The organism is Vibrio sp. 947 (assembly GCF_033339115.1).
In the GTDB taxonomy this organism is placed as follows: Bacteria; Pseudomonadota; Gammaproteobacteria; order Enterobacterales; family Vibrionaceae; genus Vibrio; species Vibrio alginolyticus.
Genome location: NZ_JAWOTX010000014.1, coordinates 92,276 through 118,728 on the forward strand (window position 1 = coordinate 92,276; position 26,453 = coordinate 118,728).

General features: G+C 41.4%; 21 protein-coding genes. 12 read left to right on the top strand and 9 right to left on the bottom strand.

Annotation, left to right across the window (positions count from 1 at the left end; translation table 11 throughout):
* Positions 1-32 precede the first annotated feature (32 nt).
* The 4 genes from R7Q39_RS17735 (at position 33) to R7Q39_RS17750 (ending at position 5,933) form a co-directional block, all read left to right on the top strand.
* Positions 33-1,910, top strand: a complete 1,878-nt coding sequence (locus R7Q39_RS17735; protein ID WP_318076507.1) for a propionyl-CoA synthetase — start codon at positions 33-35, stop codon at positions 1,908-1,910.
* Between the two features lie 189 nt (positions 1,911-2,099).
* On the top strand, positions 2,100-2,579 hold the full coding sequence (locus R7Q39_RS17740; protein WP_005377290.1) for a GNAT family N-acetyltransferase: 480 nt from the start codon (positions 2,100-2,102) through the stop codon (positions 2,577-2,579).
* Between the two features lie 191 nt (positions 2,580-2,770).
* Positions 2,771-4,102 (top strand): trypsin-like serine protease, encoded by a 1,332-nt coding sequence (locus R7Q39_RS17745; protein WP_318076508.1) that lies wholly within the window; start codon positions 2,771-2,773, stop codon positions 4,100-4,102.
* A 385-nt stretch (positions 4,103-4,487) separates the two neighbouring features.
* Entirely contained in the window at positions 4,488-5,933 is a 1,446-nt protein-coding gene (locus R7Q39_RS17750; RefSeq protein ID WP_213986812.1) for a bifunctional NUDIX hydrolase/phosphatase PAP2 family protein, read from the top strand.
* 160 nt (positions 5,934-6,093) lie between these two features.
* On the opposite strand, the gene R7Q39_RS17755 is transcribed toward R7Q39_RS17750, so the two are convergent.
* Complete coding sequence (locus R7Q39_RS17755) at positions 6,094-6,903, bottom strand: Cof-type HAD-IIB family hydrolase (protein WP_318076513.1); 810 nt, start codon at positions 6,901-6,903, stop codon at positions 6,094-6,096.
* 216 nt (positions 6,904-7,119) lie between these two features.
* Here R7Q39_RS17755 and queE point away from each other — a divergent pair, with 216 nt between their 5' ends.
* A complete protein-coding gene (queE, locus tag R7Q39_RS17760; protein WP_005377296.1) occupies positions 7,120-7,770 on the top strand; it encodes a 7-carboxy-7-deazaguanine synthase QueE in 651 nt (216 codons plus the stop codon).
* A 267-nt stretch (positions 7,771-8,037) separates the two neighbouring features.
* Here queE and queC read toward each other — a convergent pair whose 3' ends face one another.
* The 3 genes from queC to eamB form a co-directional block, all read right to left on the bottom strand.
* On the bottom strand, positions 8,038-8,694 hold the full coding sequence (gene queC / locus R7Q39_RS17765; protein ID WP_213965647.1) for a 7-cyano-7-deazaguanine synthase QueC: 657 nt from the start codon (positions 8,692-8,694) through the stop codon (positions 8,038-8,040).
* A gap of 67 nt (positions 8,695-8,761) precedes the next feature.
* Positions 8,762-9,100, bottom strand: a complete 339-nt coding sequence (locus R7Q39_RS17770) for a helix-turn-helix domain-containing protein (protein WP_005388200.1) — start codon at positions 9,098-9,100, stop codon at positions 8,762-8,764.
* Between the two features lie 308 nt (positions 9,101-9,408).
* Complete coding sequence (gene eamB, locus R7Q39_RS17775) at positions 9,409-9,993, bottom strand: cysteine/O-acetylserine transporter (protein ID WP_318076509.1); 585 nt, start codon at positions 9,991-9,993, stop codon at positions 9,409-9,411.
* Positions 9,994-10,105: 112 nt separating this feature from the next.
* On the opposite strand from eamB, the gene R7Q39_RS17780 reads away from it, so the two are divergent.
* On the top strand, positions 10,106-10,996 hold the full coding sequence (locus R7Q39_RS17780; RefSeq protein ID WP_170897336.1) for a LysR family transcriptional regulator: 891 nt from the start codon (positions 10,106-10,108) through the stop codon (positions 10,994-10,996).
* A gap of 1,240 nt (positions 10,997-12,236) precedes the next feature.
* On the opposite strand, the gene R7Q39_RS17785 is transcribed toward R7Q39_RS17780, so the two are convergent.
* The 3 genes from R7Q39_RS17785 to R7Q39_RS17795 form a co-directional block, all read right to left on the bottom strand.
* Complete coding sequence (locus R7Q39_RS17785; protein ID WP_025768139.1) at positions 12,237-13,166, bottom strand: LysR family transcriptional regulator; 930 nt, start codon at positions 13,164-13,166, stop codon at positions 12,237-12,239.
* A 145-nt stretch (positions 13,167-13,311) separates the two neighbouring features.
* Positions 13,312-16,452: an efflux RND transporter permease subunit gene (locus R7Q39_RS17790; RefSeq protein WP_170897337.1), complete on the bottom strand. Its 3,141-nt coding sequence runs from the start codon at positions 16,450-16,452 to the stop codon at positions 13,312-13,314.
* A gap of 12 nt (positions 16,453-16,464) precedes the next feature.
* Positions 16,465-17,634, bottom strand: a complete 1,170-nt coding sequence (locus R7Q39_RS17795; RefSeq protein ID WP_318076510.1) for an efflux RND transporter periplasmic adaptor subunit — start codon at positions 17,632-17,634, stop codon at positions 16,465-16,467.
* A gap of 378 nt (positions 17,635-18,012) precedes the next feature.
* On the opposite strand from R7Q39_RS17795, the gene R7Q39_RS17800 reads away from it, so the two are divergent.
* Positions 18,013-18,936 (top strand): LysR family transcriptional regulator, encoded by a 924-nt coding sequence (locus tag R7Q39_RS17800; RefSeq protein ID WP_005377321.1) that lies wholly within the window; start codon positions 18,013-18,015, stop codon positions 18,934-18,936.
* Positions 18,937-19,076: 140 nt separating this feature from the next.
* Complete coding sequence (locus tag R7Q39_RS17805) at positions 19,077-20,051, top strand: porin (protein ID WP_053304411.1); 975 nt, start codon at positions 19,077-19,079, stop codon at positions 20,049-20,051.
* A 606-nt stretch (positions 20,052-20,657) separates the two neighbouring features.
* On the opposite strand, the gene R7Q39_RS17810 is transcribed toward R7Q39_RS17805, so the two are convergent.
* Positions 20,658-21,002 carry a DUF3316 domain-containing protein gene (locus R7Q39_RS17810; protein ID WP_005377323.1) on the bottom strand — a complete coding sequence of 115 codons (345 nt, stop codon included), beginning with the start codon at positions 21,000-21,002 and terminating at the stop codon, positions 20,658-20,660.
* Between the two features lie 461 nt (positions 21,003-21,463).
* Between R7Q39_RS17810 and R7Q39_RS17815 the strand changes: the two genes are divergently transcribed.
* The 4 genes from R7Q39_RS17815 (at position 21,464) to R7Q39_RS17830 (ending at position 25,263) form a co-directional block, all read left to right on the top strand.
* The gene (locus R7Q39_RS17815) at positions 21,464-22,252 is read left to right on the top strand and encodes a transporter substrate-binding domain-containing protein (protein ID WP_005377324.1); all 789 of its coding nucleotides are present in this window, start codon (positions 21,464-21,466) and stop codon (positions 22,250-22,252) included.
* Between the two features lie 135 nt (positions 22,253-22,387).
* Positions 22,388-23,335 carry an amino acid ABC transporter permease gene (locus R7Q39_RS17820; RefSeq protein ID WP_005377325.1) on the top strand — a complete coding sequence of 316 codons (948 nt, stop codon included), beginning with the start codon at positions 22,388-22,390 and terminating at the stop codon, positions 23,333-23,335.
* Positions 23,336-23,349: 14 nt separating this feature from the next.
* The gene (locus R7Q39_RS17825; protein WP_005377326.1) at positions 23,350-24,084 is read left to right on the top strand and encodes an amino acid ABC transporter ATP-binding protein; all 735 of its coding nucleotides are present in this window, start codon (positions 23,350-23,352) and stop codon (positions 24,082-24,084) included.
* 276 nt (positions 24,085-24,360) lie between these two features.
* On the top strand, positions 24,361-25,263 hold the full coding sequence (locus R7Q39_RS17830; protein WP_053304412.1) for a homocysteine S-methyltransferase family protein: 903 nt from the start codon (positions 24,361-24,363) through the stop codon (positions 25,261-25,263).
* 147 nt (positions 25,264-25,410) lie between these two features.
* On the opposite strand, the gene R7Q39_RS17835 is transcribed toward R7Q39_RS17830, so the two are convergent.
* Positions 25,411-26,403, bottom strand: a complete 993-nt coding sequence (locus R7Q39_RS17835) for a zinc-binding dehydrogenase (RefSeq protein ID WP_206954749.1) — start codon at positions 26,401-26,403, stop codon at positions 25,411-25,413.
* Between the last annotated feature and the right edge of the window lie 50 nt (positions 26,404-26,453).

Below are 26,453 nucleotides of genomic sequence, written 5' to 3' on the forward strand. Positions count from 1 at the left end.
GAGCAATGTCAGGACATACTGGAGGAAGCAATATGTCTTCATACGAAAAAGAATATTTATGGGCGAAAAACGAACCGGAGAGTTTTTGGCGCGCTCAAGCGGAGGATATCGATTGGTTCGAATCTCCTAAAACTATCTTGAAATCTGATGAAAACGGCATAGAACGTTGGTTTCCAGATGGTGTAATGAATACGTGCTGGTTAGCATTAGATTACCATTGCGAGCAAGGACGCGGTGATAATACTGCACTCATTTATGACTCGCCAGTGACAGGTCGTAAAGCCACGTACACCTATAGCGACCTACGTGACCAAGTAGCAAAAATTGCTGGCATGCTGTCTGCTCAAGGTGTTGAAAAAGGCGACCGAGTCGTTATTTATATGCCGATGATCCCAGAAGCCGCAATGGCGATGCTTGCCTGCGCGCGTTTGGGGGCGATTCATTCCGTAGTATTCGGCGGTTTTGCTCCTAATGAGCTTGCTGTACGAATTGAAGATGCAGAGCCGAAAGTGATCATGACGGCGTCGTGCGGGATTGAGATCAATAAAGTCATTCCATACAAACCAATGGTAGACAAAGCCATTATGGACAGCCGTTGGAAGCCTGAGAAAGTGTTTGTTTTCCAACGTCCAGAGTGCGACGCTGAGCTAAACCAAGATAGAGACTTAGATTGGCAGCGAGAGTACAACCAAGCGCTGCCACATGGTTGTGTTCCGGTGTTAGCAACCGATCCGCTCTACATACTTTATACATCGGGTACGACAGGTAAGCCGAAAGGCGTTGTGCGTGATAACGGTGGCCATGCTGTCGCGATGAAGTACTCCATGAGCGCAATCTATAACATTCCTCAAGATGGCGTCTTTTGGGCGGCATCTGATGTGGGCTGGGTAGTAGGGCACTCTTACATTGTTTACGCTCCACTGATTCACGGTTGCACTACCATCCTATTCGAAGGCAAGCCTGTTCGAACACCGGATCCTGGGGCATTTTGGCGAGTGTGTGATGAATATAAAGTAGATGCGTTGTTCTCTGCACCAACGGCGTTTCGTGCGATTAAGAAAGAGGACCCGGAAGGCGAGCACTTAAAACGGTACGACTTGTCGAATCTGAAAACCATCTTTATGGCGGGAGAACGCCTTGACCCTCCGACACTGGAGTGGGTTCAGAGCAAAGCGGACAAGCCCGTTATTGACCACTGGTGGCAAACCGAGACGGGCTGGGCCATCGCGGGCAACCCGACAGGTGTCGAAATGATGCCAGTTAAAGCTGGTTCTTCGACGAAGCCCATTCCGGGTTATCAGGTCGAGATTCTGAATGAACTTGGAGAGGCTGTCGGGCCTAACCTACAAGGCTTTGCCGCATTAAAACGTCCGCTACCACCAAGCTGTCTGCCAACGGTTTGGCGTAATCATGACCGTTTTGAAACTGGTTATCTTAGCCAATTCCCAGGCTACTACGTGTCAGGTGATGGTGGCTATCTGGATGAAGACGGTTACCTGTTTATTATGGGACGTATTGATGACGTGATTAATGTCGCGGGACACCGATTGTCGACAGGTGAAATGGAAGAAATAGTAGGAGGCCACCCAGCGATTGCAGAATGTGCGGTGGTTGGTATCCACGATGATCTAAAAGGTCAGCTTCCACTTGGCTTTGTGGTACTAAAAGACGGTGTAAAAGTGGATGAGCTAGACCTTGAAGGTGAGCTTGTGGGCAAAGTGCGTAGTGAGATAGGTGCAGTTGCTTGCTTCAAGCATGCGTTGGTTGTAGACCGTTTACCGAAAACACGTTCAGGTAAAATTTTGCGTCGAACTATACGTCAAATAGCTGATGGTGAAAAATACACCGTTCCGTCAACGATTGATGACCCAAGTAGCTTGAACGAAATCGAGCGAGTGCTACGACGCTGAGAAAAACTCAATTCTAACTAACCCCTGATCCTCGAACTCTGTTGGTTGGTTCTGCCTCTGTACGTTTATTAAGTGCAGGGGCCTTTTTGTTGTTCAAACAGTACAAACGTATCGTGAAAGCATTTGTGACTTGCCAATACGACGTTTTCCTCACAAACTACAGCCATTCCATTTTTAGTGACCCTTTGTATGACCACGTTTGCGATTAAACCTGCGTGTTTTAGCGACCTAGAGTTGCTCAACGATCTTATGTTCGAGCTTCATGATGAGCATCATCTTCAATCTCCTGAGCTTTTCAAAACGGCAGAGGAGATAGAACAAGAAAAAAGCATTGCTCGATATATTGATGACCCTGAGTGCCTTGTTTACGTAGCAAAACAAGGAGATGAAATTATTGGCTTTATCTCTGGTCACTTCTGTGAACTTATTTCTACCGTCAGCCAGCCAGTTATGATGGGAAGTGTGGATGAGCTCTATGTGCTGCCTGAATATCGAAAACAAGGTACGGCGCAGGCATTGATTAATAAAATTGAGTCAACGTTCTCTGATTACGGTGCAAAACAGATGTTTGTTGAAGTATGGCATTTTAACCAGGGCGCAATATCTTTGTATGAAAAACAAGGATTTGCACATCATATCCACTATTTAAGAAAACCGCTGAACGAATAATCGTATTTAACTTTAATATTGTGATTTAGGTTCTATCGAATTGAAATCATTCAGTTCGTCAATAGACTTTTCTCTATAAGTTGCTCGCAATGTTAACAAATTGATATGCACCCACATTGGTATCGGCGTTTTTGTCTGCTTGTTTATTAGTAGCACGAGGATCGTGCTTACAAAAACAAGAGGACAATATTTTGAAACTAATAAAATCGTTACTTGCTTTAGCCGTTTTGCCAATGTTCGCAAGTGCTGATGATTTGTCACAGACGCAAAATCATACTATCCAACCCCAGATCGTAGGCGGAGTAACTGCCGACCCACGTGACTGGAAATTCTACACCCAAATTGTTAGTCGTTATGGTAACCGATCATATTGTGGGGCCAGTTATATCGGGAATGGTTACGTCCTGACTGCTGCGCATTGTGTTGAGGGTGATTCTCCGAATCAGATAGCGGTTAAAATCGGTGGCGTTGTTTATAACGGTAGTGACGGTGTTCGTGCAAACGTCAGTGAGATCCATATGCACCCGGCATATCGCCGCGCGACGCTTTCTCATGACCTCGCGGTATTGAAGCTCGACTCAGTGCCTCAAGGTGTTTCTTCAGTTGAGATTGCGAATGGCAGTCTAACGCAATACGCGAGCATCGGAGATTGGCTTAGTGTTGCTGGCTTAGGGCGAACTTCTGAAGGAGGAAGCTCTCCGTCTCGATTGCAAGAGGTTGACGTCCCACTTGTGTCGGATATGACTTGCCGTCAAGCCGGTGGCAACTACACAACGGTTGGAGAAGTGTCATTCTGTGCGGGTATTCCTCAAGGTGGGATAGATTCTTGTCAGGGAGATAGTGGTGGTCCAATCGTCATTAATCGCAGTGGTGTAATTACTCAACTTGGTGTGGTCAGTTGGGGAATAGGTTGTGCTCGTCCTGGTATGTATGGGGTTTATAGCGATATCGCTGCTATGCGCAATTTTGTCGATGGTGTTATCGGAACAGCAACACCACCAAAAGAAAATGTTTCTGTTGGATACACCACCGAACAGACACTGGCATCATTTAATGTTGGGGAGTTACAGCAACATAGCTTTGTTATCCAGAATTCAGGGAACACCACGTTCACTGTGGAAAATGTTCGCGCGTTTGCTTCGGGTGTTACTGATGCAGCTGTTATTGCCAATGATCAGTGCTCTCAGGCGACGTTAGCAATGAATGCAAGTTGTCGTGTTGATGTTGAATTTGGTGCTACTCAGAGCGGAGAATCAAGAGTGGCTTTGAACTTCAACGTTGATAAGACCAGCACACAATACCAAGCGTTAGTATCCGCTCAAGCGAAAACGGTGACAACGCCTCCCACAGATAGCTGTAAAACTGTATGGCAAGCCAGCTTAGTGTATCTCAAAGGAGATACGGTTACTTGGAATGGTAAAGTTTGGCAAGCGCAGTGGTGGACTCAAGGTGATAATCCAGCAGACTCAGGGCCTTGGGGTGTTTGGCAAAAAGTCGGCGATGCGAATTGCACGTCTAACTAACGATCGGGCCAGTGAATTTGATTCGTTGACCATGAGATAAGATTCATTCTTGGTTTCAACGATCAGTACATAGTTACCATAACTGGGGTTTATTGTTTGCGAATAATAAGCCCTTTTTTATTGTGTCAACTATGAGAACCCACAAAATGTGTATGACTTTGTCCTGACGTTATCTTTATATAACTGGCAGAATTGCGATCAACATTTTATGTTTTGTCTGATTTTTGTCAGGTTTGCATTAAATTATTCTCCAGTGAGCGTTGAGATCAGGTTTTACGCGATCAACTCAGTTTGGCATAACTCGTTACTTAATTTTTGTCGAAAAAGATAAGATTAACTGCCATGATTCATTGGTTATCATTATGTTTATTTAAGGTCATATTTTGTGTTGAGACAGCTGTTATTACTCATCCTTTGTTTTATTTTGTTACCTGTTTCACCGATTTCTACGGCTAAAGCCACTGCGAGCGAAGTTAAAGGAGCGCTCTGTATTGTTCGCGCTGATGACAAGTTAGTGCTAGTTCATGAAGTATTAACGGATAAGATTTCTCTACCTGGCGGAACCATTATTGATGGTGAGTCTCCACAAGTTGCTGCTCAACGAGAAACGTGGGAAGAAACCGGTATAGTGGTTACGGTTGGAGAGGAGCTTGGCAGAACGGACACTGCGGTTTTTTACGACTGTATATCAGACTCTGACATTATCGCTTTTTCTATGAATAATTCTTTAGGTGGAAATGAACTGCCTATTTGGTTTGCCCCTCATTATGGAGTAGAAGTTGCGTCAGCGATGTTGCTTAGCCCATCTGAATTACCATCATCTTTATATCGTTATCCTGAGCAATGGCCACAAGCCACTCAGTTTTTTGATCAAGCTACCAAGCAATCAGTATCTTATGTGACTCAGTTGATCGAATCCGCGCCTTCATTTCGTCAGGTTGAATTGGCGTGGCTGATAGATTTACAGAGTTGGGTAGGGGCGTTGTCAGAAACGAGTTACGAGGTAGCTAGTCAGATCTCGAAACTCGTTATAGATCTGATAGAACCGACGGTACTACTCTTTCTATTTCCTTTTGCCATGATGCGCTTTGGTAGCCGGTTTGTGTACCGACTCTTTTTCGCAATTAGTACAACGTCGCTTATGGTGCTTGTCGCTCAACAAGGCTTTTCGCTACCGCGCCCACATGTCTATATACCAATGATGGAGTTAACGCACAGCTTTGGCTTTAGTTTTCCTAGCTTGCCTATCGCTGTGTGGTTTTGTGTGCTGACGTTCTTGTTTCATAGAACCCAGTATTTTGGTTTGAATGGAACAACGGCAGTCTTCGTGTTCATCACTCTTACTGTGGTGTTAGGTAAGTTTTTCCTCGGCAGTGCCTTTATTTTAGATATGTTATTTGGCGCGCTGTTAGGCAGCTTGGTGGCTTGGCATGTTCTTCGACTGGAAACAAATCAAGATGTGAACGTTGATCAAGTTCTAAGCTCAAAAGGCGTCTGGTTAATTATGACTGCGGCAACAGCGGTCATCTCCGTCATCTGGCCATTACCTGTGTTTGGTCGCTGGCTAGCAATTTTAATCACTGCATCAGCGTTGGTCATGACATTTAAAGAGTCAAAAGCACATTTAGATACTCGGCAGATGATCTTTGTGACGCTGGCATTGTTGCTTGTTGATCAACTCTATTTGTACTCGGCTAATATCGTATCGTTTAGCGGTTTGTGGTCATTAGTCTTGTCGACGTTACATTATCCATTATTAATGTTGTTATTTATGCTGCTTGCAAGGCAGCTGACTTGTGAAAACCAACCGAGCAAAACGTTGCTAGATTGATGGCTGTATTTGTTATCTATTAGTATTTTAGTAAAAACAAAGCCTTGCATTACAGCAAGGCTTTTACACGTTTAGTCCACGAACAACGCCGCTTGCCTATCTTGGACGGCTAGGGGTGTTAAACGTAAGAGGCTTAACGCAACAGACATGGCGGAAAGGGCTATGCATTGAGCACGAACTTTTCTATAGCTTTAGCGACACCGTGCTCATCATTACTTGCCGTAATGTAGTCAGCGATTTGCTTGGTTTCTTCCATTGCATTTGCCATCGCGATACCAAGGCCAGCGTATTTCAGCATGTGGTGGTCATTTTCTGCGTCACCCATACAGATAACTTCTTCCGGTTTAATTCCCAGATACTCGGCAATTGCGGCAACACCAATACCTTTGTTGCTCACAGGGTTAAGAAACTCAAGGAAAAACGGAGCGCTTTGAACAACCGTAAACGCTTCGCGCATTTCAGCTGGCAGTGCTGCTATAACTTCTGTTAGTTTGCTTGGCTCTGCAACCATCATAGCTTTGATGATTGGATGATCGTCTTCTAGTGATTCGAAGTTCATCTCGGTGACATTTAAGCCATTTATCTTTGCTTCAATATCGGTGTAAGGGTTGTGTTCGTTGGTGATTAAACCATGAACTTGACTAAAAGCATGGACGTACGCACCTAGCTCTTCGGCTTTTCGCGCCACCAATTTTGCAGCTTTACCTTCTATGATTTGCTGGTGGATGATGTCGTTTGTGCCTACGTTCTTGACCATCGAACCGTTGTAGTAAAGAACAAAATCTCGATCGGAATGGATATTCAGTTCGTCGAGCTTGTCTTGCATTCCTTCTAATGGGCGACCAGAAGCGAGAACGACAGTAACGCCTGCTTCTCGAGCTTTTGCGATCGCTTGTTTGTTTTCTTCAGAAATGGCTTTATCACTATTGAGTAGCGTGCCATCCATATCTAGTGCGATCAGTTTATACATCATTTCTTACCTTAAAGTTTTTTGGGAGCTGTCAGTGAATAAGGCTTGGTTTAACGTTAACCAGAAACCTATATTCATTACGCTATGAAACTACAAAATGGTCTATTTTAACAATTAATTTTTGGTTTAAATTGACCTAGACACGCGTGTCCATTATGGTCTTCGCCTCGAAATGTTATGAGTTGAGTGAGTTCTGCGTTGTATAAGCTAAATGAGATGTTTGAAACCATCCAAGGGGAAGGGGTTTTCACTGGAGTCCCTGCTGTTTTTGTTCGGCTTCAAGAGTGTCCGGTTGGTTGCTCATGGTGCGATACCAAACAAACGTGGTATGCAGATGAGAATGATCAACGTCAAATAGGCGATATTCTGGTGAAAACGGAAGACTCTCCGACGTGGTGTGTTGCATCTGCCGAGAACATCGTAGAGCAATATCAACAGCAAGGCTTTAATGCTAAGCATATCGTGATTACTGGTGGAGAGCCTTGTATTTATGATCTGCGCCCTTTAACAAAGGCGTTTGAAGATATGGGGTGCCAATGCCAAATTGAAACCAGTGGCACATCAGAAGTGATTACTTCAGAAAATACGTGGGTGACAGTGTCACCAAAAGTAGCAATGAAAGGTAAATTACCAGTGCTTAATAGCGCGTTAGAGCGGGCAAATGAGATTAAGCATCCAGTCGGTACCCAGAAAGACATCGACCACCTTGATGATCTTTTAGCAAATGCGAACGTAGCGGCTGAGACTATCATTGCACTACAACCAATTAGCCAGAAGCCTCGTGCTACGCAATTGTGTATTGATACGTGCATTGCCCGCAATTGGCGTTTGTCTGTTCAAACTCATAAATATTTGAGTATTGCTTAGACGAGAGACTCGTCATCATTCGAGGTAGCTTTGCTATCGAAACATTGTCGATATATCTAAACAGTTTATAGCGTTGTAAAAGCTAAGAAGTGTTGACTGCTGTGGTGTGGTGCTATCTTTGGTTCGACAATCGTTTCGCATTTAATTGATGCCACCAATCTGGCGGCATCAAAATGAAGCTCTGTTGGCTGGAGTTTCACGCTGAGATAAAGCGTTTAAAAGCTAACGCAAAAGGTTTCATCCCACCGCTATTACCGTTAACAAAGACTATTTGCTCGCTAAGTATTCTTCTAAGCCGCTTTGTCGCAGTAGGCACGCTGGGCATTCACCACAGCCTTTACCAACGATTCCGTTGTAACATGTTAACGTATTGTTTTGGACAAACTCCAACATATTGTGCTTATCAGCTAGAGCCCAGGTCTCTGCTTTAGTAAGCCACATTAAAGGAGTCTTAATATTGAAGGCTTTATCCATACCTAAATTGCAAGAGAGATTTAGAGAGCGAATAAAGTTGTCTCGGCAGTCAGGGTAACCACTAAAGTCTGTTTCGCAAACTCCCGTAATGATGTCTTGAATGCCGAGCTGGTAAGCATGGATACATGCGTAAGTAAGAAAGAGGATGTTTCTCCCTGGAACGAATGTATTGGGTACGTTAGCGTCGCTTAAGTCATTAGATACCGGAATGTTGTCTCTTGTCAGCGAGCTTATCGCTAACTCATTAATTGATTTTACATCCAGGACTTTGTGGCTTTTGATGTTAAGTTGCTTACCTAATTCGATAGCGATATCTATTTCATCTGAATGACGCTGGCCATAATCAAACGTTATAGCATGAACCTCATCATATTTATTTAATGCATCGATTAAGCAGGTCGTAGAGTCCTGCCCACCGGAAAAAACCACAAGTGCTTTTGTTGTAGCCATGTTGAACCCTTAGTTATGCTCTTTGATTCTTTGGTATTGATACGTATTCTTAGGCGTTTAATCCCAATTACGTACTCGACTTCGTGGCGATTGCGTCCGCAATCAGCTGGGCTGTGCTCTCAAGCACTCTTTGCTTGTCATCATTTGACAGCTTGTGGAGATTCACAGCAAGTTCAGCGGTGATTTCATCTTCACAAAAAAAATAGTTTAGAGGTACGTTTAGCTCATCTGCGATAAGTTTGAGCGTTTTTACGTCGGGAGTATGGCGCTCCCTTTCGTATTGGTTCATCCTTGCACTTGCAGAACTATCATCCATGCCGATACGGATGCCCAGTGCTTTTTGGGACAGATTCGCTTGTTTACGCGCATGCTTAAGGCGGGCTGGGAGTGGGTTATTAAACAACACTTAAAGTTCATACGAAGGACTTGGATGACTAAGATTATCTTAGTTTTTCTGATTTGTGTATACTAAGTAATGCTTAGTTATTGCCGAGGTCGCCAAGGCCGTGTATGTATAGCTAAACAAGATTTCGTATCTTTAGGTTGATTAAGTGACGTTGAATCTACTTCTTCAAAAACTGCCGTATGGAGGCGCGGGAGGAGCGAGTAAGGGCACGAGAAACCGCAGCGATTTGTAGAGCAGAATTTGCTCTTCACATAAACGTAGTCGTCTAAGTTGAAGAGCAATATTGTTCTTGATGATCAACTATATACTTAAGTAAATAACTGTGTCGCACAATAGATCAGAGCTGCTGCTAAGCTCATATTGATGACTTTGCCATATCTCTGGAATTGCGATTGAAGTAGCTTTCCTGCAACGGCCCAAACTACGTTGCTAAGAAGTGCGATCAAAGCAAGAATGAGGCTAGTCGCTAAGATCCAGTAGATATTCTGAGTGTGGGGCAGTACGAACGTAGAAATAGAGGTAATTCCATAAAGAATGATTTTCACATTAACGAACTGCAAACCTAAACCTGTTAAGAAACTGATACCTTTAGAATTATCCGATGAAGTTTTGATCTCACTCGTAGCAAGCCCCCAAGCCAACCAAACAATGTAAGCTGCTCCAATCCATGTTAGCCAAGGTGTAATCACGGGCAAGAGGCTGATCATGTTATACGTGAAAGCGCCACAAAGTAGCATCAAAACAACATAGCCACAAAACATCCCCGAAATCACTATTGTAGAGCGTTTTAGTCCATATTGCGTCGCGATGCTGAGCGATAAAATGTTGTTTGGCCCTGGTGTAATTGAAGTAATGATTACGTAAGTAAAAAATGCGGTGTAGATGGCGGTCATCTCTATCTCTCCTGTTTTTACTGCACTATACTTCGCTACAATTGATTAAAAAATTGAATAAATTAAAACTTAGACTTTTAATTTATTGAACTGTTGGTTGTGGAGTCTAGTCATGAATCTAAAACGCTTTCTTACTTTTAAAGCTATTGTTGAAGAAGGATCGTTTCTAAAAGCGTCACAGAAGCTTTATTGCACGCAATCAACCGTCACCTTTCAAATCAAGCAGTTGGAACAAGATCTGTCTTTGCAGCTGTTCGAAAAAATAGGGCGTAAGATGGTTTTGACTCAAGCAGGAGAAAAGATACTGCCTTACGTCTATGAACTGGCGCGAGTGATGGAAAATATTGAGGGAACAGCACAGCAAGAAAACTCGGAGCCGACCGGTGAATTGAAAGTGCTGGTTGCTGAGACTCAACTTGCTTATAAGATGGCTAATGTTTTAAAAGAGTTCAGGATCAGGGCGCCCAATGTCCGACTCTCTCTGCAATCACAAAATTGCTATCAGATTCGAGATGAGTTGATAGCGGATAAAGCTGATTTAGGTGTGTTTTATCGAGTAGGTAATGACGATACGCTCAAGGTCCACGAGTTTGAGCAGGAGCCACTGGTATTGGTTGCTTCACCGCTTTTAAAAGGGCTAGATTTAAAGAAGAGAGAGCAACATATTGATTTAGGGTTTATAAGCAATGGCCCTAAGTGCCTTTTTCGACGGATGTTTGAGAGCATTATTCAGGAGCGTGATATTAGCATCGACAACATGATCGAACTTAGCAGTATTAATACGATCAAAAATTGCGTTGAGAGTAATATTGGTATCTCTTACTTACCTCGTTTTACGGTTGAAAAAGAGTTGCAAGAGGGCAGTTTACAAGAGCTTGAATTCACCGAGTTTTCACAGATGATCAAGCCACTCTGTGCTTATCATGCTGGGAAGTGTGTGACGCCGGCGATGGAAGTCTTTATTGATTGTATGCGTAACGAGTATGAACGGTTTTCTACTTAGAGTCGGTGATCTTTAATATGTTCTATCTGACATAGTTTCGTTTTTACTCCTTTTTACTTTTTAAGTGGCTACTTATAATTTATTGATTTTTATTGCTTTGTTGTGAATCCGACTGTTGTGGGATGATAAATGGGATCTGAGGTGAAGAGCTATTTATTGACGGAAAGAGATAAGATATAAAAACGACGGCGTGTGATAACTAGATTAGATAAGGTTACATAATTAACAGTGTAATAAATGCCATTCTTTATGGATTATTTTCAACGAGACTTAATTGTTACGGTTCGTTATTATTAACTCGTTAACGCATCCATTGCTAGGAAGTTAACTTACGCATATTGTTTTTTTCATCATTTGCAGCAAATATAATTTGCTGCTTTTTTTTAACCAAAAAGTTCAAAGCTTGAACTACAAGCTCTGAACTCTTATTTATACTTAGTGATTTTCTACTTTAATAAGTAAAACACCGTTTAAAAGTATCGCGTAACCTAGTAACTCTAAGCTTTCTTCAACCAAGTTTTTCACATCTCTATTGTATGAGTTCCCCATGAACTCGACCCAAAAATCACCATACCCTGCAAAGCGTGAGAATAAGAAAACAATGAAAAATCCAATTGTTAATGTCGTGAAGCTAGAATGAGAAATGAAAAATTTTACCTCATTTTTTATGTTAACTATGTTATTAAAACAAAAATAACAGACCGAGACTATTATAATCCAAGCAGGGTACTTCCATGAACCGTGAGGAAAATACTGCTCTATGTGGTAGTCCATTTCTCTAACGAATATAACCATAAAAAATGAAGACATTATTACTAATATGTGTTTGAGTTCAAGATATTCCTTAGATTTATACAAACACATTAACGATGAAAAAAGCACAAATGCTATTTGAGTCATTTCTATAAGAGAGTTCTCCGATGTGCTTTTGTCCATTTGTACGCTAAAATAAATCGTTGCTAACGTATAAATAACCAAAAAAATAAGATAAGATATTTTATATACTAACAAACTAGTGACCGAGGTGTGTTTTTCTTTAATATACATCGTAACTTGTATAGGTGATGGATTTGTTAGTATTATAAATCAAGAATGTTTTATATTTAGTGAATTAAGCGCCATTTAGAATGGAACTTAATTCACTTAACATTAAACTTCTATGAATTTTAAATGTTCCTGTTTTAAATTATTGATTTTATTTGATTTTTATTTACTGTTAATTTTGGTTAAATAGAATCACCTAGCTTTTATTGAAATGCTTTTCCCATATTGGTGGTATGCCAATTTCTTCTTGAACGATATCAATGAATGCCCTAACCAATGGTGATTGCTGACGGTGTGAGTACATGGCATAAATATCACCAAAATCTTGAGTTTCATATTCTGGTAAAAGTTGAACTAAATTAGAAGACTCTAGGTTATTAGGGAGCATAAATTGACCTATAAGTGCTGCGCCCAGACCTGACTTTACGCTTTCAATTATTAGCTCAGCTTCATTTACCATGTATGACCCTGATATTGGGTATGTATCTAAACCATCTGATTTTGCTTTGTCGTAGAATTTAAGTTTATCGACAATAAAATTACCATTTGAATAAATAATAAAAGGTAGCTTAACTAACTCATCAGGCGTTTCTGGGTTACCATGTTTTTCAATTAAATTTCGAGAAGCAATGATTGCAGTCGTATTTTTTGCTAATTTTCTTGCTACCATTGATGAATCCCTCATAGGTCCGATTCGAAAAGCAATATCAAAATTACTTCTAATCACGTCTACATGAAGATCATCTAGCATTAGTTCAACACTTGCTTTTGGGTACTTATGTAAAAACTTCTCTATCGAAGGTTGTAGATAGAGTTTTCCAAATAATGTTGAGCTTGAAATTCGTACTTTCCCTGAAGGCTCAGTCTGAAAGTTCTCCGCTATTTGTTGAGTATCATCAAGGAGTTGAGATATTTGGTCTGCTTTTTCTACTATTTGCTTGCCTACTTGTGTTAATGAAAGAGAGCGAGTCGTTCTGTTTAATAGCCTAACGCCTAAGTGCTCTTCTAACTGCTTGATGTGTTTAGATAAAACAGAGCGGTCGATATTCATCCCATCTGCTGCTTTTGCAAAAGATCCAGCTTTAGAGACTTCTAAAAGCAGGTGTAGTTTATTTGCTAAATCCACAATGTTTATCCAAGTTAGATATTAGCGTATTAGTTTCATGTATAACTGCTGCTCTGTCTAGAAATTATTAATATACTTAATAACCAAAAGAAAAGGGAGCAATAGCTCCCTTTAGTATGAATTTAAATGAGTATTTATATTATGGTTATAGTGTTTGACGTTTTTTGTTTCGACTGACTAACATATAAAAAACAGGTGTGAGTAGTAATCCAAATACCGTTACGCCTACCATACCCGAGAATACGGCAATACCCATTGCTTGTCGCATTTCCGCTCCGGCCCCTGTACCAATCATTAATGGAATAACACCAGCGGTAAATGCAATTGATGTCATTAGAATCGGCCGAAGACGTAAACGACATGCTTCCAAAATCGCTGATAAGGTATCTTGGCCATTGTCTTTAAGTTCTTTAGCGAACTCCACCATCAAGATGGCATTTTTACACGCTAGAGCCACAAGGACAATCAAAGCAATTTGTGTGAATATATTGTTGTCACCACCAATGAACCAAACACCTGCTAGTGCAGAAAAAATGGTCATAGGAACGATCAAAATGATAGCGAATGGCAGTTTTAAACTCTCGTACTGCGAAGCTAGCACCATGAAAACTAACAAAACAACAAGTGGGAATATATACACCATCGTGTTACCAGCCAAAATCTTCTGGTAGGTTACATCAGTCCATTCATAAACCATTCCCTCTGCTAGGTTTTTATCCAGTACTTCCTCAATAGCCGTTTGGGCTTGATCTGAACTGTAACCAAAAGCAGGACTGCCGTTTAGTTCTGCACTAGGGTAGCCGTTATAGTGCATCACGCGGTCAGGCCCAATCGTGGGTATGATCTCCAGTACAGCGCCGAGAGGAACCATTTGTCCGGCAGCATTTCTTACTTTGTAGTTAAGTATTTGGTCAGGTTCGAGACGATAGTTCATGTCTGCCTGGGCATTCACTTTGTATGTTCTACCAAACATATTGAAGTCATTGACGTATAATGATCCTAAATAAACTTGAAGCGCATCAAAAACCTGCTCTAGAGGAACACCTTGCAGCATCGCTTGTTCACGATCTATTTGGATGTCCATCTGCGGCACTTGTATGCGAAATGTAGAATATAATCCCATCAGCTCGGGTCTTGTTGATGCCTCACTTATTATCAAGTTCAATTGCTTGAAGAGCTCATCAAACCCTTTGTTCGCACGGCCTTCGATTTGAAGTTTAAAGCCGCCAGTAGAGCCAAGTCCTTGGATTGGTGGTGGTGGAAAAATCGCAACGAAGGCTTCATCAATGATTGAAAAGCTCTTATTCAAAGATGCAACAATCGCATTTGCTCCGAGAGTTGGATCATTTCGTTTATCGAAGTCCTCAAGCGTAACAAAAACGATGCCACTATTCGGACTGTTAGTAAAACCATTGACCGATAAGCCTGGGAAAGAAATGGTTTGTGCTACGCCAGGTGTTGCCAGCGCGAGGTTTTCCATTTCTTTAATAACGGACTCTGTTCGATCTAAACTTGCTGCATCTGGAAGTTGGGCGATCGCAACTAAATACTGCTTATCTTGTTGAGGAATGAATCCTCCAGGAACAGCTTTGAATAGAGAAACCGTTCCCCCGAGTAACGCAATGTATACCACCACAACAACAAGGCTATAGCGAATCAGCTTCTTGACCAGAGCTTGATATTGGTTCGAGCTATACTCAAAAATTCTATTGAATGGCGCAAAAACATACTTACCAAAAACCGCATCCAAGAGCTTGGTTAGCCGATCGGGTTTTGCGTTCTTATCTTGTAATAGCAGTGCTGATAAAGCAGGCGATAACGTCAACGAGTTAATTGCTGAAATAATCGTCGAGATCGTAATTGTTAGTGCGAACTGCTTATAAAACTGACCGGATAACCCTGTAATAAAGGTCGTCGGGATGAACACCGCACATAACACTAAAGCAATTGCAATAATTGGCCCGGTAACTTCGGTCATTGCTTGTTTCGTTGCTTCTAGTGGTGCAAGTCCATTATGGATGTTCCGTTCCACGTTTTCGACGACGACAATGGCGTCATCGACGACGATGCCTATGGCGAGAACAAGCCCAAACAACGAAAGCGTGTTAATCGATACTCCAAGCATTTGCATTACGGCGAACGTACCGATTAATGAAACAGGCACCGCAATGATAGGGATGATAGACGCGCGCCATGTTTGCAAAAACAAAATGACTACGACAACAACAAGTACAATTGCCTCTAGCAGAGTATGAACCACCGCGTCTATCGAACCACGAACAAAGACGGTCGGGTCGTAGGCTATTTCATATGAAACTCCAGCTGGAAAGGCTGTTTGTAAACGGTCCATGGTTGAACGAACCTGATTAGATAGCTCAATAGCATTAGCACCAGGGCGCTGGAATACGGGCATCGCCACCGCTGGTTTACCATTTAACAAGGCGCGCAGTGCATAAGAGTTTTGACCTAGCTCTACGCGTGCAACGTCTTTAAGACGTGTCAAAGCCCCTGTTTCGTCAACTTTTACTACAATGTCGTTGAATTCATCAATATTCTCCAAACGGCCCTTTACGTTCAACAAAACTTGGAATTGGTTTTCATTAGCGGCTGGTTGCGCACCTAATGAGCCTGCTGCCACCTGTTGGTTTTGAGATCGGACGGCTGAGACAACGTCCATTACGGTTAGATTTCTAGAAGCGAGCTCATCTGGATTTAACCACAAGCGCATTGAGTACTCATCACCACCGAAAAGGCGCACATCACCAACGCCTCCGAGCCGAGCTATCTCATCTTTCAAGTTTAAATTAGCGTAGTTAGCTAAATAACTGACTTCACGGCTAGAATCTGGAGAATATATATGCACAACCATAGTGAGATCAGGAGAGGCTTTTTCGGCAACAACTCCTAACCGTTGGACGGCTTCTGGTAATCGGGGCAAAGCTGTAGTGACGCGGTTTTGAATTTGAACCTGAGCTTTGTCCAAGTCCGTACCTAAAGCAAAGGTTACGGTCAATGTCATTCTGCCGTCACTGGTTGCCTGCGAAAACATATATAACATGTTTTCTGTACCATTAATTTCTTGCTCCAGAGGCGTAGCAACTGTTTCTGCGATTACTTTTGGGTTCGCACCAGGATAGTTTGCTGTAACTACCACTGTAGGAGGGACAACCTCTGGATATTCACTCACAGGCAACTGTAAAAGTGAAATTGCGCCTACTATTAATATCAATAGCGATAACATAGAGGCAAATATGGGTCTTTGAATAAAAAAGTGTGCAAATTTCATTCGGTTGTCTTCTTAGTCTTGAGCTAAACGTTTGTTTGGCAACGATGTTGAGTTTGAAGCCATAATCAATGAAGTGTTGCTAATATCTAGCGTGACATTTTTTGGTGTGATTTTGCTATTTGGGCCAACTTTTGCTGGGCCATTTACCGCAATAACTGAGTCGGCGTTCAAGCCATTCTCGATGGCACGAAATGTTCCGTAACGTTCGCCTAAGGTTACGATGCTGTATTGCAACGTATTCTCTTCATTGAGTGTTAATACAAAGCGGTTTTCTAGATCTGTGCCAATAGAACGCTCTGGAACGAGAACTCGTTCAACTGGTTTGGTTGTTGATATCTGAACTCGGCCAAACGATCCCACTTTTAAGTTTGATTTTGTTGCATCGAATACCGCTCGAACCTGCAAAGTACCGGTGTTTTCGTTGATGGAGTTGTCGACAAAGTCAACGCGTCCAAAAAACTCCTGCCCATTTTGTCCAGATAGTTCAAGACGAGTAGGTAAGTTAGAGTCGGCATTGATTGTCGAGAAGTAACGGTTCCAAGTTCGCTCATCGACATCAAAGTATGCATATACCTGATCGTTAGAGACAATGTTTGATATAACGCTTTGATTTGCGTTTACATTGTTTCCTTTAGTAATGAATGCTCTTGAAATAGTGCCGCTAATAGGGGCATATATCTTCGTAAACTCAAGATCTAACTTTGCGGATTCTAACTGAGCACGCAAAGCCATTAGTTCTGCAGAGCGTTGCTTTACTGCGGTATCTCGGGCCTCTGCTTGTTCCGCTGAGATGGCTTTTCGCTTAACCAGTTGAGCGGCTCTCTTTTGTTCGTTTGCTGCTTGCTCTAGCGCAGCTCGAGCACTCTTAACTTGCGCTTCAAGTCGTGAGACCTGAGCTTTGAAGGTTCGATCATCAAGAGTGACGAGTAAGTCGCCTTTGTTGACACTCTGTCCGTCTTTGAACTCTACCGTTTCAATAACTCCGGAAACGCGTGGCATTAAAGAAACTTTCTCTGGTGCTTGAAGCCTTGTTGTAAAGGTGAACCACGATTGAACGGGCTCATAGATGACTTTGGAGACGTCTATCATAGGTAAGGGAGTATTAGGTTGTTTGGTTATCTCTTCGTCTGCACAAGCAGCTAAAACGGATAAAAGGCCAATGCCGAAAACTTTCTTTAACATTTGTCGCGCCCTAAATGATTCTGTTCATACTAAAAGGAACGGCATTGTATTCATTGTACCTATGGGTAAATAGGCCCTCAGCGAACATAGAGTAGTGATAAAAATGCACGATTAAATATTGGTCAAAATGCTCACTTTTTGGTTTGAAAAAGGTCAGTTTAGGGTTTTAAAGACGTGGAGTATTGTTAAATGTAATAAGCCATAATAGATAGGAATAACTAAACAGAAGCTAAAGATAGCGACGAAAATTAAAGCGTTTTTAATTCGTGCATTATTTGCAATTCACTGATGCAATTTGAACCATAAAAAATTGAAATTAATTTTGTAAAATCCATTTCCCATCACATAAAGAATAAAAACTAAATAAGGAATTGTGCAGTGGATCTCGCAAGCCAACTTGAATTACTACTGGATGTCTCTGAATACGGAACTTTTGCTAAGGCTGCTGACAGAAATCATATAGATCGTTCAGCTTTGTCAAAACAGATCAAAAAGCTAGAGGATGAATTGGGCTTACGGCTGTTAAACCGTTCCACACGTTCTCTATCCCTGACCAATGCAGGTGTTGAGATGGTGGCGCAAGCTAAGAAAGTAAGAGAGGTTCTAACTGAAACTCGTAGTATTGCTGCTACATTTCAGGATGAACCGAAGGGTAACTTGAAAATATCAAGCTCCACTTTCTTTGGCAGAGCATACTTAAATCAGGCAGTTAAAGAGTTTATAAAACAGTACCCAAACATTACTGTAGAGCTGCTGCTCGATGATAATCGAGTCGATGTTATCCACGAAGGTTTTGATGTTGTGTTTCGTATCGGACCAATCCGAGAGTCCAACATGATAGTACGTAAGTTGGCAAGCAATAATATGGCACTGGTTGCATCAAAGAGTTTTATTGACAAGTATGGAACTCCGAGCTCTCCAGAAGAGCTTATAAAAATGCCAGCAGTAATATACTCTAATGCTAACTTTAAGGCGGATAAGCTACGTATAGCGCCAAGCCAGTCATCAAGCGACGTTAGAACGTATAATATCAACGGGCAGTACTTCGTGAATGAAACTGAGTTAATGCTGGATGCCGTAAAATCTGATCTAGGGTATGCTTTAATAGGGCAGTTCTTTCTTCAGGAGAGTTTGAGTAAACAAGATCTTGTACAGTTGCTTCCTGATTATAATCTTCCCGCAATAGGAGAAATATATGCAATGTATACTCACCGAAATCAACAACCATTAGCCAAACTGTTCATTGATACTGTTCAAAAAATAATAGGGACACCTCCTGTTTGGATGGATTATCTCAACTAATATGAGTACTAGGACATAATGTTTTAGATTGAGGGCTTGTTTATATTTATCCATAGAATATGGTTGAATTTGCACTTTAAAAATAATTGCCACTGTTCATAATTTCACTCGATTCAAACAACACAAGTAGTGGTAATTAAATGAAAATGACAAGAACGTCGATCGCAATCGCTGCACTTTTCTCTGCAAGTGCTGCAAATTCAGCCATAGTTTATGAAGATCAAGAATCAGTATTAAATATTCATGGCCGAGCGCAAGGGATGTATTATTTCTCTGATGATAAAAATGCTGACGGAGATAATAGCTACATTCGTGTAGGACTTTCAGGTGAGTCTAAAATAAATGAAGATCTTTATGCATTCGGCTTATATGAGTTGGAATTTAAGTCTAATCGCAGAGATGCTGATGGGATTGAAGATGATGAATTTGATATCCGAAAAGGCTATGTAGGAGTTGGTGCAGATTACGGAACAGTAAGTTATGGACGTCAATACGGTGCGGTCACTTTAGTATCTGACTACACGGATATTTTCCCGGAGTTTGGTAATGAAGCTGCTGGCGTAAGTGCGGATCTATATGGTACCGGTCGCTCCGATTCAGTATTTAAGCTAACGACAAGCTATGAAGGTTTGAATATTCATGTTAGCTATCAGGCTGAAAACGATGAAGTGTCAACAGATGCAGCCTCTTATGGTGCGGCGGCTGACTACAAGTTGCCATATGGCTTCAAAGTTGCGCTTGGTTACAACGAAGGTGAAGGGCAATCGGGTGCAGAAGATGCAGAGCTGCTAACGGGTGCTATTGCATTTGAATACGACAAGTTTTATGCCTCTGTTTTATACAGTGATGGTGAAAACTGGGCTAAAGATGGTTCTGAAAGTAATATTGATTACACCGGTATTGAAGCAGTTGCCACTTATGAAGTAACAGATAAGCTTTGGGCACTAGTTGGCTATAACAATCTAGAGCGTGATGATGAAGATGTCGTCGATTACTACTCACTAGGTGCAGAGTACGATTTGACTTCTAATTTTAAAGCACTAGCAGAATACAGAATTACAGATGTAGACAATGAAGACGATATTCTTGCAATAGCTGCGAGATATTCATTCTAAAAAATTAATAAAGCTAAAAAGCCTGAAACTATTTTCAGGCTTTTTTATTTGTCGGTGTAATTTCATAAGTGCTGATTTTCATCCATATATAATGGATTATATTGATCGTTACTTGTTTAAGTGTTTTGAATATAATGGTTTTGTTAGCTAGTCCACTGCTAGTTTTCATTTTCATATTTTTTGAATGATGTATTTTTTCTTTGGCAACAAGAAATGTCTTGTTGCCTTTTTTATTTTCACGCTTTATGGTTAATTAAAAAAATAGTCATTTTATATATTGCTACAAACGATAAAAATGTAACGACAATTGTCGATCTTAGATTTAGTTAATCTTCATAGAAAATTAAACTCCATTTCAAGTGTCTTTTTCATTTAAGTGATGTGGAGTCCATATGGCGCACCAAGCGAATGACAAAGCGCCAAACGACGAAATGTATCTCAATGAAGATTGGAAAAAAGATTCTTATGTAAACGATAGAGGTAGGTATTGATACTGCTTATGTAAGGAGAGAGCGATTTATGAAAAGCCGTCGTTTCAATATGATTAGACACCTTTACTTTCTTAAAATAGGAAGGGCTCTAAGAAAGTAAAGGTGCAGATGATTTTTAGTTTTTACCGCCGTCACTTGTTCTGAAGTGATAATCGAAGTTTATGATTGCACGATATTTAACTTCATCACGGTTAAGTGCGTATTCTTCAACTCTCACCTTACTATCATCGATTGCAATATCACGAGGGAAACCGCTTCCAATGATGTTTAGACGATTTCTAAGTTCATGTTTTGATAGCGTTTGGTATTCATCGACAAGATCAAACGCAGAGCTATAAGCGGCATCTTTTGTCGTAAAGTCATTGAGAACAACTTTGTTTGTAGAGTGTTCGACATGAATACCAGCAGTAGCAGATAAACTGAATAATAATAGTGATGAGAGCGTCATTAGTTTTTTCATATAGTCACCTTTTTATTTGTATTACAAAGTCAAGATGTCCAACGAATCCTTGTTAATATCTCTCGACAAAGGTGATAGTGCCATTATAGAAATGTGCTGTACATCACATTTGTGACCATTGACTATGGAAGAATTGTCAACAATAAAACTCAAGCACTTTTGACATTACGGTCAATGTGAAAAAGTGAATATCTGTATGGTTTCGTTAATAATTAAACCACTCTCGGAAACGCTGACTATTCAGTCAAAGCGTATGTTTCTTGTCGTTATAGTGACCTGCCTACAACTTAATCACTTAATGCATGCAATTCAATTGCAATGGCTTGGTATAGATTTTCATTCAGATCTTCCAGCTTAGTAACGATCCTACAAATTCTAGTGATTAAAAAGTCATTTTTTGTGGTTTTTTATTCTATTGTCGTGTATAAAAAAACTTTACAACAAATGATAAAGGAATATCCATGAAAAAGTTATTGTGTTTTGCTGCACTGGGGTTAGCTGTTTCGACGACGGTTAATGCAGACCCAATTTTAGACGACATCAAAAGTACAGGGGAGCTAAAAGTCTGCTTTGATTCTGGGTATATGCCTTTTGAAATGACAGCAAAAAATGGGCAGTACATCGGGTTTGATATCGATTTGGGTAAGCAAATGGCGCGTGCCATGGATGTTAAGTTTGTGCCGGTAAACACTTCATGGGATGGCATTATCCCAACACTGTTGACTGGTAAGTGTCACATGATTATGGGCGGGATGACTATCACACCTATGCGAAATACTCAGGTGAATTTCGCTGATCCCTATGTGGTTATTGGCCAATCCATTCTCGTAGATCTCAAACATGAAGGTAAAGTGTCTAGTTACCGTGATCTCAATAGTCCAGAATATGTTGTTGCAACTAAGCTTGGGACAACGGGTGAGCAAGCGGTAAAACGATACCTTCCGAAAGCTAAGATAAATCTATACGAAACTCAGTCTGAAGCGGTACTTGAGGTTGCCAACGGAAAGGTAGATGCGTTTGTTTATGACTTTCCTTACAACTCTATTTATGTGGCGGAAAACAAAGGGCAGTTAATGCACTTGGCTAAACCGTTTACTTACGAGCCTTTGGGTTGGGCTGTGCCGCAAGGAAATCCAGATACGCTCAACTTCTTAAACAACTATTTACGTCAAATTAAGGGCGATGGAACTTACGATCGCATTTACGATAAGTGGTTTAACGACGATAAATGGTTAAAGCAAGTCAAGTAATCATATTGTTATTGTAGAGGAGCGGTTAGCTTCTGGCTTGGTTCATCGCCAACCAAACGGTTCGCGCTGTGAAGCTAACGCTTTTCTTTATTCAAATACCCAACCAACTTTAATCAAAGTCATTCTCGGAATCACATGCAAAATAACTTTAAATCCCTATTGTGGAACGCTGTTTTTGTTCTTGTTTTGCTATCAATTTGCGGTCTTGTCTATCTGTCAGGTAAGCGAATCGATTACAGCTGGAATTGGGAGCGTGTCCTTCCTTATATTGCCACTAACGCTGCTTCATCCATTACCGCGCCTGTCGATGGGAACATCATTCTCGACGAGAATAACCAACTGGCTCTGGAGAGTATTCATGGTGATATTGTTCTTGAACTAAGCCAATATAAGTCTGTGGACGTCTATGAAGGTGATCTTATTTTTGAAGGAGATACCTTAGCAACTATAAAAGAGTGGCGCTCTGGCCCAATTTTAGATGGTGTTGTGACGACCATTAAAATCTCACTCTGGTCACTTATCATTGCTCTAGCGTTGGGCTTAGTTGTCGGACTAATGCGCATATCCAGCAATCCGGCATTAAAAAAGCTGGCGCTTGTGTATGTCGAGGTTATTCGTGGAACGCCTCTTTTAGTACAGATTTTTATCGTTTACTTCTTTATTGGTACTGTGCTTGACCTTGAGCGTTTTACTGCGGGAGTGATAGCGCTCTCCGTGTTTACCGCTGCTTATGTCGCAGAAATTGTGCGGTCAGGAATCCAGTCAATCCCAAGAGGACAAATGGAAGCGGCGCGTTCACTAGGAATGAATTATCCCAAAGCGATGATTTATGTCATTTTACCTCAAGCGTTTAAGCAGACATTACCTCCCTTAGCCGGGCAGTTTATCAACCTGATAAAAGATTCCTCACTCGTCTCCGTGATCTCGATTACTGATCTGACAAAAGCGGGCAGGGAAGTCGTAAGTGGTAGTTTTGCCCCATTTGAAGTTTGGTTTACCGTTGCGGCCCTTTATTTGCTTCTAACTAGTACCTTATCTTGGGCAATACAAACGTTAGAAAAGAAATTGGCAGCAAGTGATTAATGGTGGAGTCATTAATGGAATACATTATTTCAGCAAAAACAATTAATAAAATTTACCCTAATGGCTGCCATGCGCTCAAGGACGTATCGGTAAATGTAGAAAAAGGGGAAGTGATTGTCATCGTAGGACCGTCAGGTTCTGGTAAGTCAACATTCTTACGGACGATTAATCAATTAGAGACAATAAATAGTGGGTCTATTATCGTAGATGGTATCGATATGTACCACAAATCTACGGATATCAATAAACTACGCGCTGATGTGGGCATGGTATTTCAAGGCTTCAACCTTTTTCCACATAAAACGGCGATAGAGAACGTCATGTTAGCACCTTTAAAGGTTTCTAAACGTGACCCTGAATCGGTGAAGAAAGAAGCAAAAGATTTGCTTTATAAAGTCGGTCTGTCGGAGAGAATGGATAATTATCCTAATCATTTATCAGGTGGACAGCAGCAGCGCGTCGCAATCGCTCGTGCGTTAGCAATGAAGCCCAACATTATGTTGTTTGATGAACCCACATCAGCACTAGACCCTGAAATGGTTGGAGAAGTTCTTGATGTGATGAAAGATTTGGCCAAGGACGGAATGACCATGGTCGTGGTTACTCATGAAATGGGTTTCGCAAAAGAGGTCGCTGATAGGGTGTTGTTTATGGAAGATGGTGAGCTTTTGGTTTCTGACTCTCCTGAGCGATTTTTTGATAACCCCTCCAATCCTAGATTGCAGAAATTTTTATCTAAGGTCTTATAATAAAAAGAAAATTTGATTGAGGGTTAGCCCCTCAATCACTTCATGCACTATTGTGGCTCGTAACGTTCGCCTCGCCGAGAGACATAGATAATGGGCTTTTTACTCGAAGTTAATGGCGATAACATTAGCTTGGTCCGAATGAAAGGTCTGGTAAATACTAAAGTGTTTAATCAGCCACTAAGTCTTTGTTCACTTTAAACATAACAATTTCATTTTGAATTGATAAAAATTGTGTTTGAATAGAGCTTATGGATGTTTGGCGGTATGGATGTCTAAATGAAGAAAGTAACAATTTTAGATGGTGGCATGGGGCGAGAGTTGAAACGTATTGGCGCCCCTTTTTCTCAGCCGCTTTGGAGTGCACAAGCGCTAATTGAATCACCACAACATGTAAAAATGGCCCATGAGAATTTCATAGACGCTGGCGCAGAGATTATCACTGTTAACAGTTATGCATGTGTCCCATTTCACTTAGGCGAGGAACTCTATGCAAAACGGGGGACTGAGTTAGCAAAATCTGCAGCTAAAATTGCCAGAGATGTAGTCACCAGCTCTAACGATAGAGTGCTCGTTGCGGGCTCTCTTCCTCCTGTAATGGGGTCTTACAGGCCTGAATTATTCGAGCCGAAAAGGGCACTGGAAGTGGCTTCTGAGTTATTTGAAGCTCAAGATCAATATGTTGATATTTGGTTAGCTGAGACCGTGTCTAGCCTCGCTGAAGTTGAAGTTCTATCAATAATTTTAGCCAAAACAGATAAGCCCAATTATATTGCTTTCACCTTAATGGATGAGCCTAACTCTTTGCCTCGCCTTCGCTCAGGGGAATCTCTTAAAGTCGCGGTTAATACGCTGTTGAAAACAAATGTTTCAGGTATCTTTTTCAATTGCTCTATTCCTGAAGTTGTCGAGCAAGCGATCATAGATACACAAGCAGTATTGAGTGAGTCAGGTAGAGAATTGACGATAGGTGTTTTCGCAAATAGCTTTGCTCCGATAAAGCAAGCGCACCAAGCCAACGAGACCATTCAGGAAGTTCGTCATTTCTCTCCGACTGAATATCTTGAGTATGCTAAAAAGTGGCATGCGCAGGGAGCAAGCATTATTGGTGGTTGCTGTGGGATTGAACCACGTCATATTAAATTGCTAGCGACTTGGAGAGACACTCTCGAAAACGCCTAATTTTGGTGAAGCGCAGGGAAGTATGGCAAGAGGTTTTGTTTTTCATTCATCGTTATAGACAAAATAAAGGTCTTTCATATCTGGCAAAGTAACAAGATGCTTTAACTTGCTCATTACTTTGCCAGTTTGCCTCGAGATCTTTATTAATTATTTTTGGTTCAGATTAACGACAATCTTTCCAACTGTTCTCTGATTTCGCATGTCCAAGAGTGCGTTACCTACATCCTCTAAGCCGATGATCTTCAGTTTCGGTACTTCCAATTCTCCATTTTCTAATAGCTCAGACACTTCCTTTCCGGCATTAACGATACTTGCAAACCCTCTCTCGCCAAAGACATGACCAGAGCCCAAACTTATTTGGTGGAAGCCCAAGCCTTTTAAGAAGGCATCTGGATATTGAGAAGGGTCGACAGTCTTGACGAGCTCCACCATTTCTCCCTCAAAGGTTAACACCGAGGCTGCAATTCGGTCGTTATCACCGCCTACACAATCGAGTGCAACCTCAACGCCATGATTTCCGGTAATGTCCATTACTCGCTGAACTACATCTTCATGATGATAATCAATCATATGGGTTGCTCCTAACGAGGACAAATATGCGTGATTAGCTTCTGAACTAGTAGCAATGATCTGTTCAACACCAAATGTCTTTGCTAACTGAATAGCAAAGCTTCCAACGCCGCCAGCACCTCCGGCGATAAAAATGCTGCTTCGATTTGAAATATCGAGCTTGTCTACCAAAGCGCGATATGCGGTCCAGGCTGCGCAAGGTGTAGATGCTGCCACTTCAACCGGAACCTGAGGGTGCTTTATGAGCGTTCTTGAATCATGGATAGCAAATTCAGCGAATCCACCGTGATTGCGCCTCATGTTTCCGTGATACAACACTTTATCGCCAACCTTCCAATCAACGACCGCATCGCCTACAGAGACTATTTCTCCTGATACGTCTAACCCGCCAACAAAATTGTTATCCATGTTAGTGACCATGTCTGACCAATAATGAATTTTTGCATCGACAGGGTTCAAACCAACAGCGTTAACTTTAACCAATACATCAAATTGGGTTTCTAGTTTTGGTGTAGGTAATTCGGATAAAGAGAAAGTATCGTTATCTCGTTGGTAAGTTATCGCTCTCATAGGTTTTCCTTATTATTAAGAATGGTCGAAAGTCATACTAACTCAGAGGG

Excerpts from the sequence above, each read along its gene's own strand:
- queE (WP_005377296.1), top strand. The coding sequence starts at position 7,120 with ATGTTTGAAACCATCCAAGGGGAAGGGGTTTTCACTGGAGTCCCTGCT.
- R7Q39_RS17740 (WP_005377290.1), top strand. The coding sequence starts at position 2,100 with ATGACCACGTTTGCGATTAAACCTGCGTGTTTTAGCGACCTAGAGTTG.
- R7Q39_RS17815 (WP_005377324.1), top strand. The coding sequence starts at position 21,464 with ATGAAAAAGTTATTGTGTTTTGCTGCACTGGGGTTAGCTGTTTCGACG.
- R7Q39_RS17810 (WP_005377323.1), bottom strand. The coding sequence starts at position 21,002 with ATGAAAAAACTAATGACGCTCTCATCACTATTATTATTCAGTTTATCT.
- R7Q39_RS17830 (WP_053304412.1), top strand. The coding sequence starts at position 24,361 with ATGAAGAAAGTAACAATTTTAGATGGTGGCATGGGGCGAGAGTTGAAA.
- R7Q39_RS17780 (WP_170897336.1), top strand. The coding sequence starts at position 10,106 with ATGAATCTAAAACGCTTTCTTACTTTTAAAGCTATTGTTGAAGAAGGA.
- R7Q39_RS17805 (WP_053304411.1), top strand. The coding sequence starts at position 19,077 with ATGAAAATGACAAGAACGTCGATCGCAATCGCTGCACTTTTCTCTGCA.
- R7Q39_RS17825 (WP_005377326.1), top strand. The coding sequence starts at position 23,350 with ATGGAATACATTATTTCAGCAAAAACAATTAATAAAATTTACCCTAAT.
- R7Q39_RS17735 (WP_318076507.1), top strand. The coding sequence starts at position 33 with ATGTCTTCATACGAAAAAGAATATTTATGGGCGAAAAACGAACCGGAG.
- queC (WP_213965647.1), bottom strand. The coding sequence starts at position 8,694 with ATGGCTACAACAAAAGCACTTGTGGTTTTTTCCGGTGGGCAGGACTCT.
- R7Q39_RS17835 (WP_206954749.1), bottom strand. The coding sequence starts at position 26,403 with ATGAGAGCGATAACTTACCAACGAGATAACGATACTTTCTCTTTATCC.
- eamB (WP_318076509.1), bottom strand. The coding sequence starts at position 9,993 with ATGACCGCCATCTACACCGCATTTTTTACTTACGTAATCATTACTTCA.
- R7Q39_RS17795 (WP_318076510.1), bottom strand. The coding sequence starts at position 17,634 with ATGTTAAAGAAAGTTTTCGGCATTGGCCTTTTATCCGTTTTAGCTGCT.
- R7Q39_RS17820 (WP_005377325.1), top strand. The coding sequence starts at position 22,388 with ATGCAAAATAACTTTAAATCCCTATTGTGGAACGCTGTTTTTGTTCTT.
- R7Q39_RS17755 (WP_318076513.1), bottom strand. The coding sequence starts at position 6,903 with ATGTATAAACTGATCGCACTAGATATGGATGGCACGCTACTCAATAGT.
- R7Q39_RS17790 (WP_170897337.1), bottom strand. The coding sequence starts at position 16,452 with ATGAAATTTGCACACTTTTTTATTCAAAGACCCATATTTGCCTCTATG.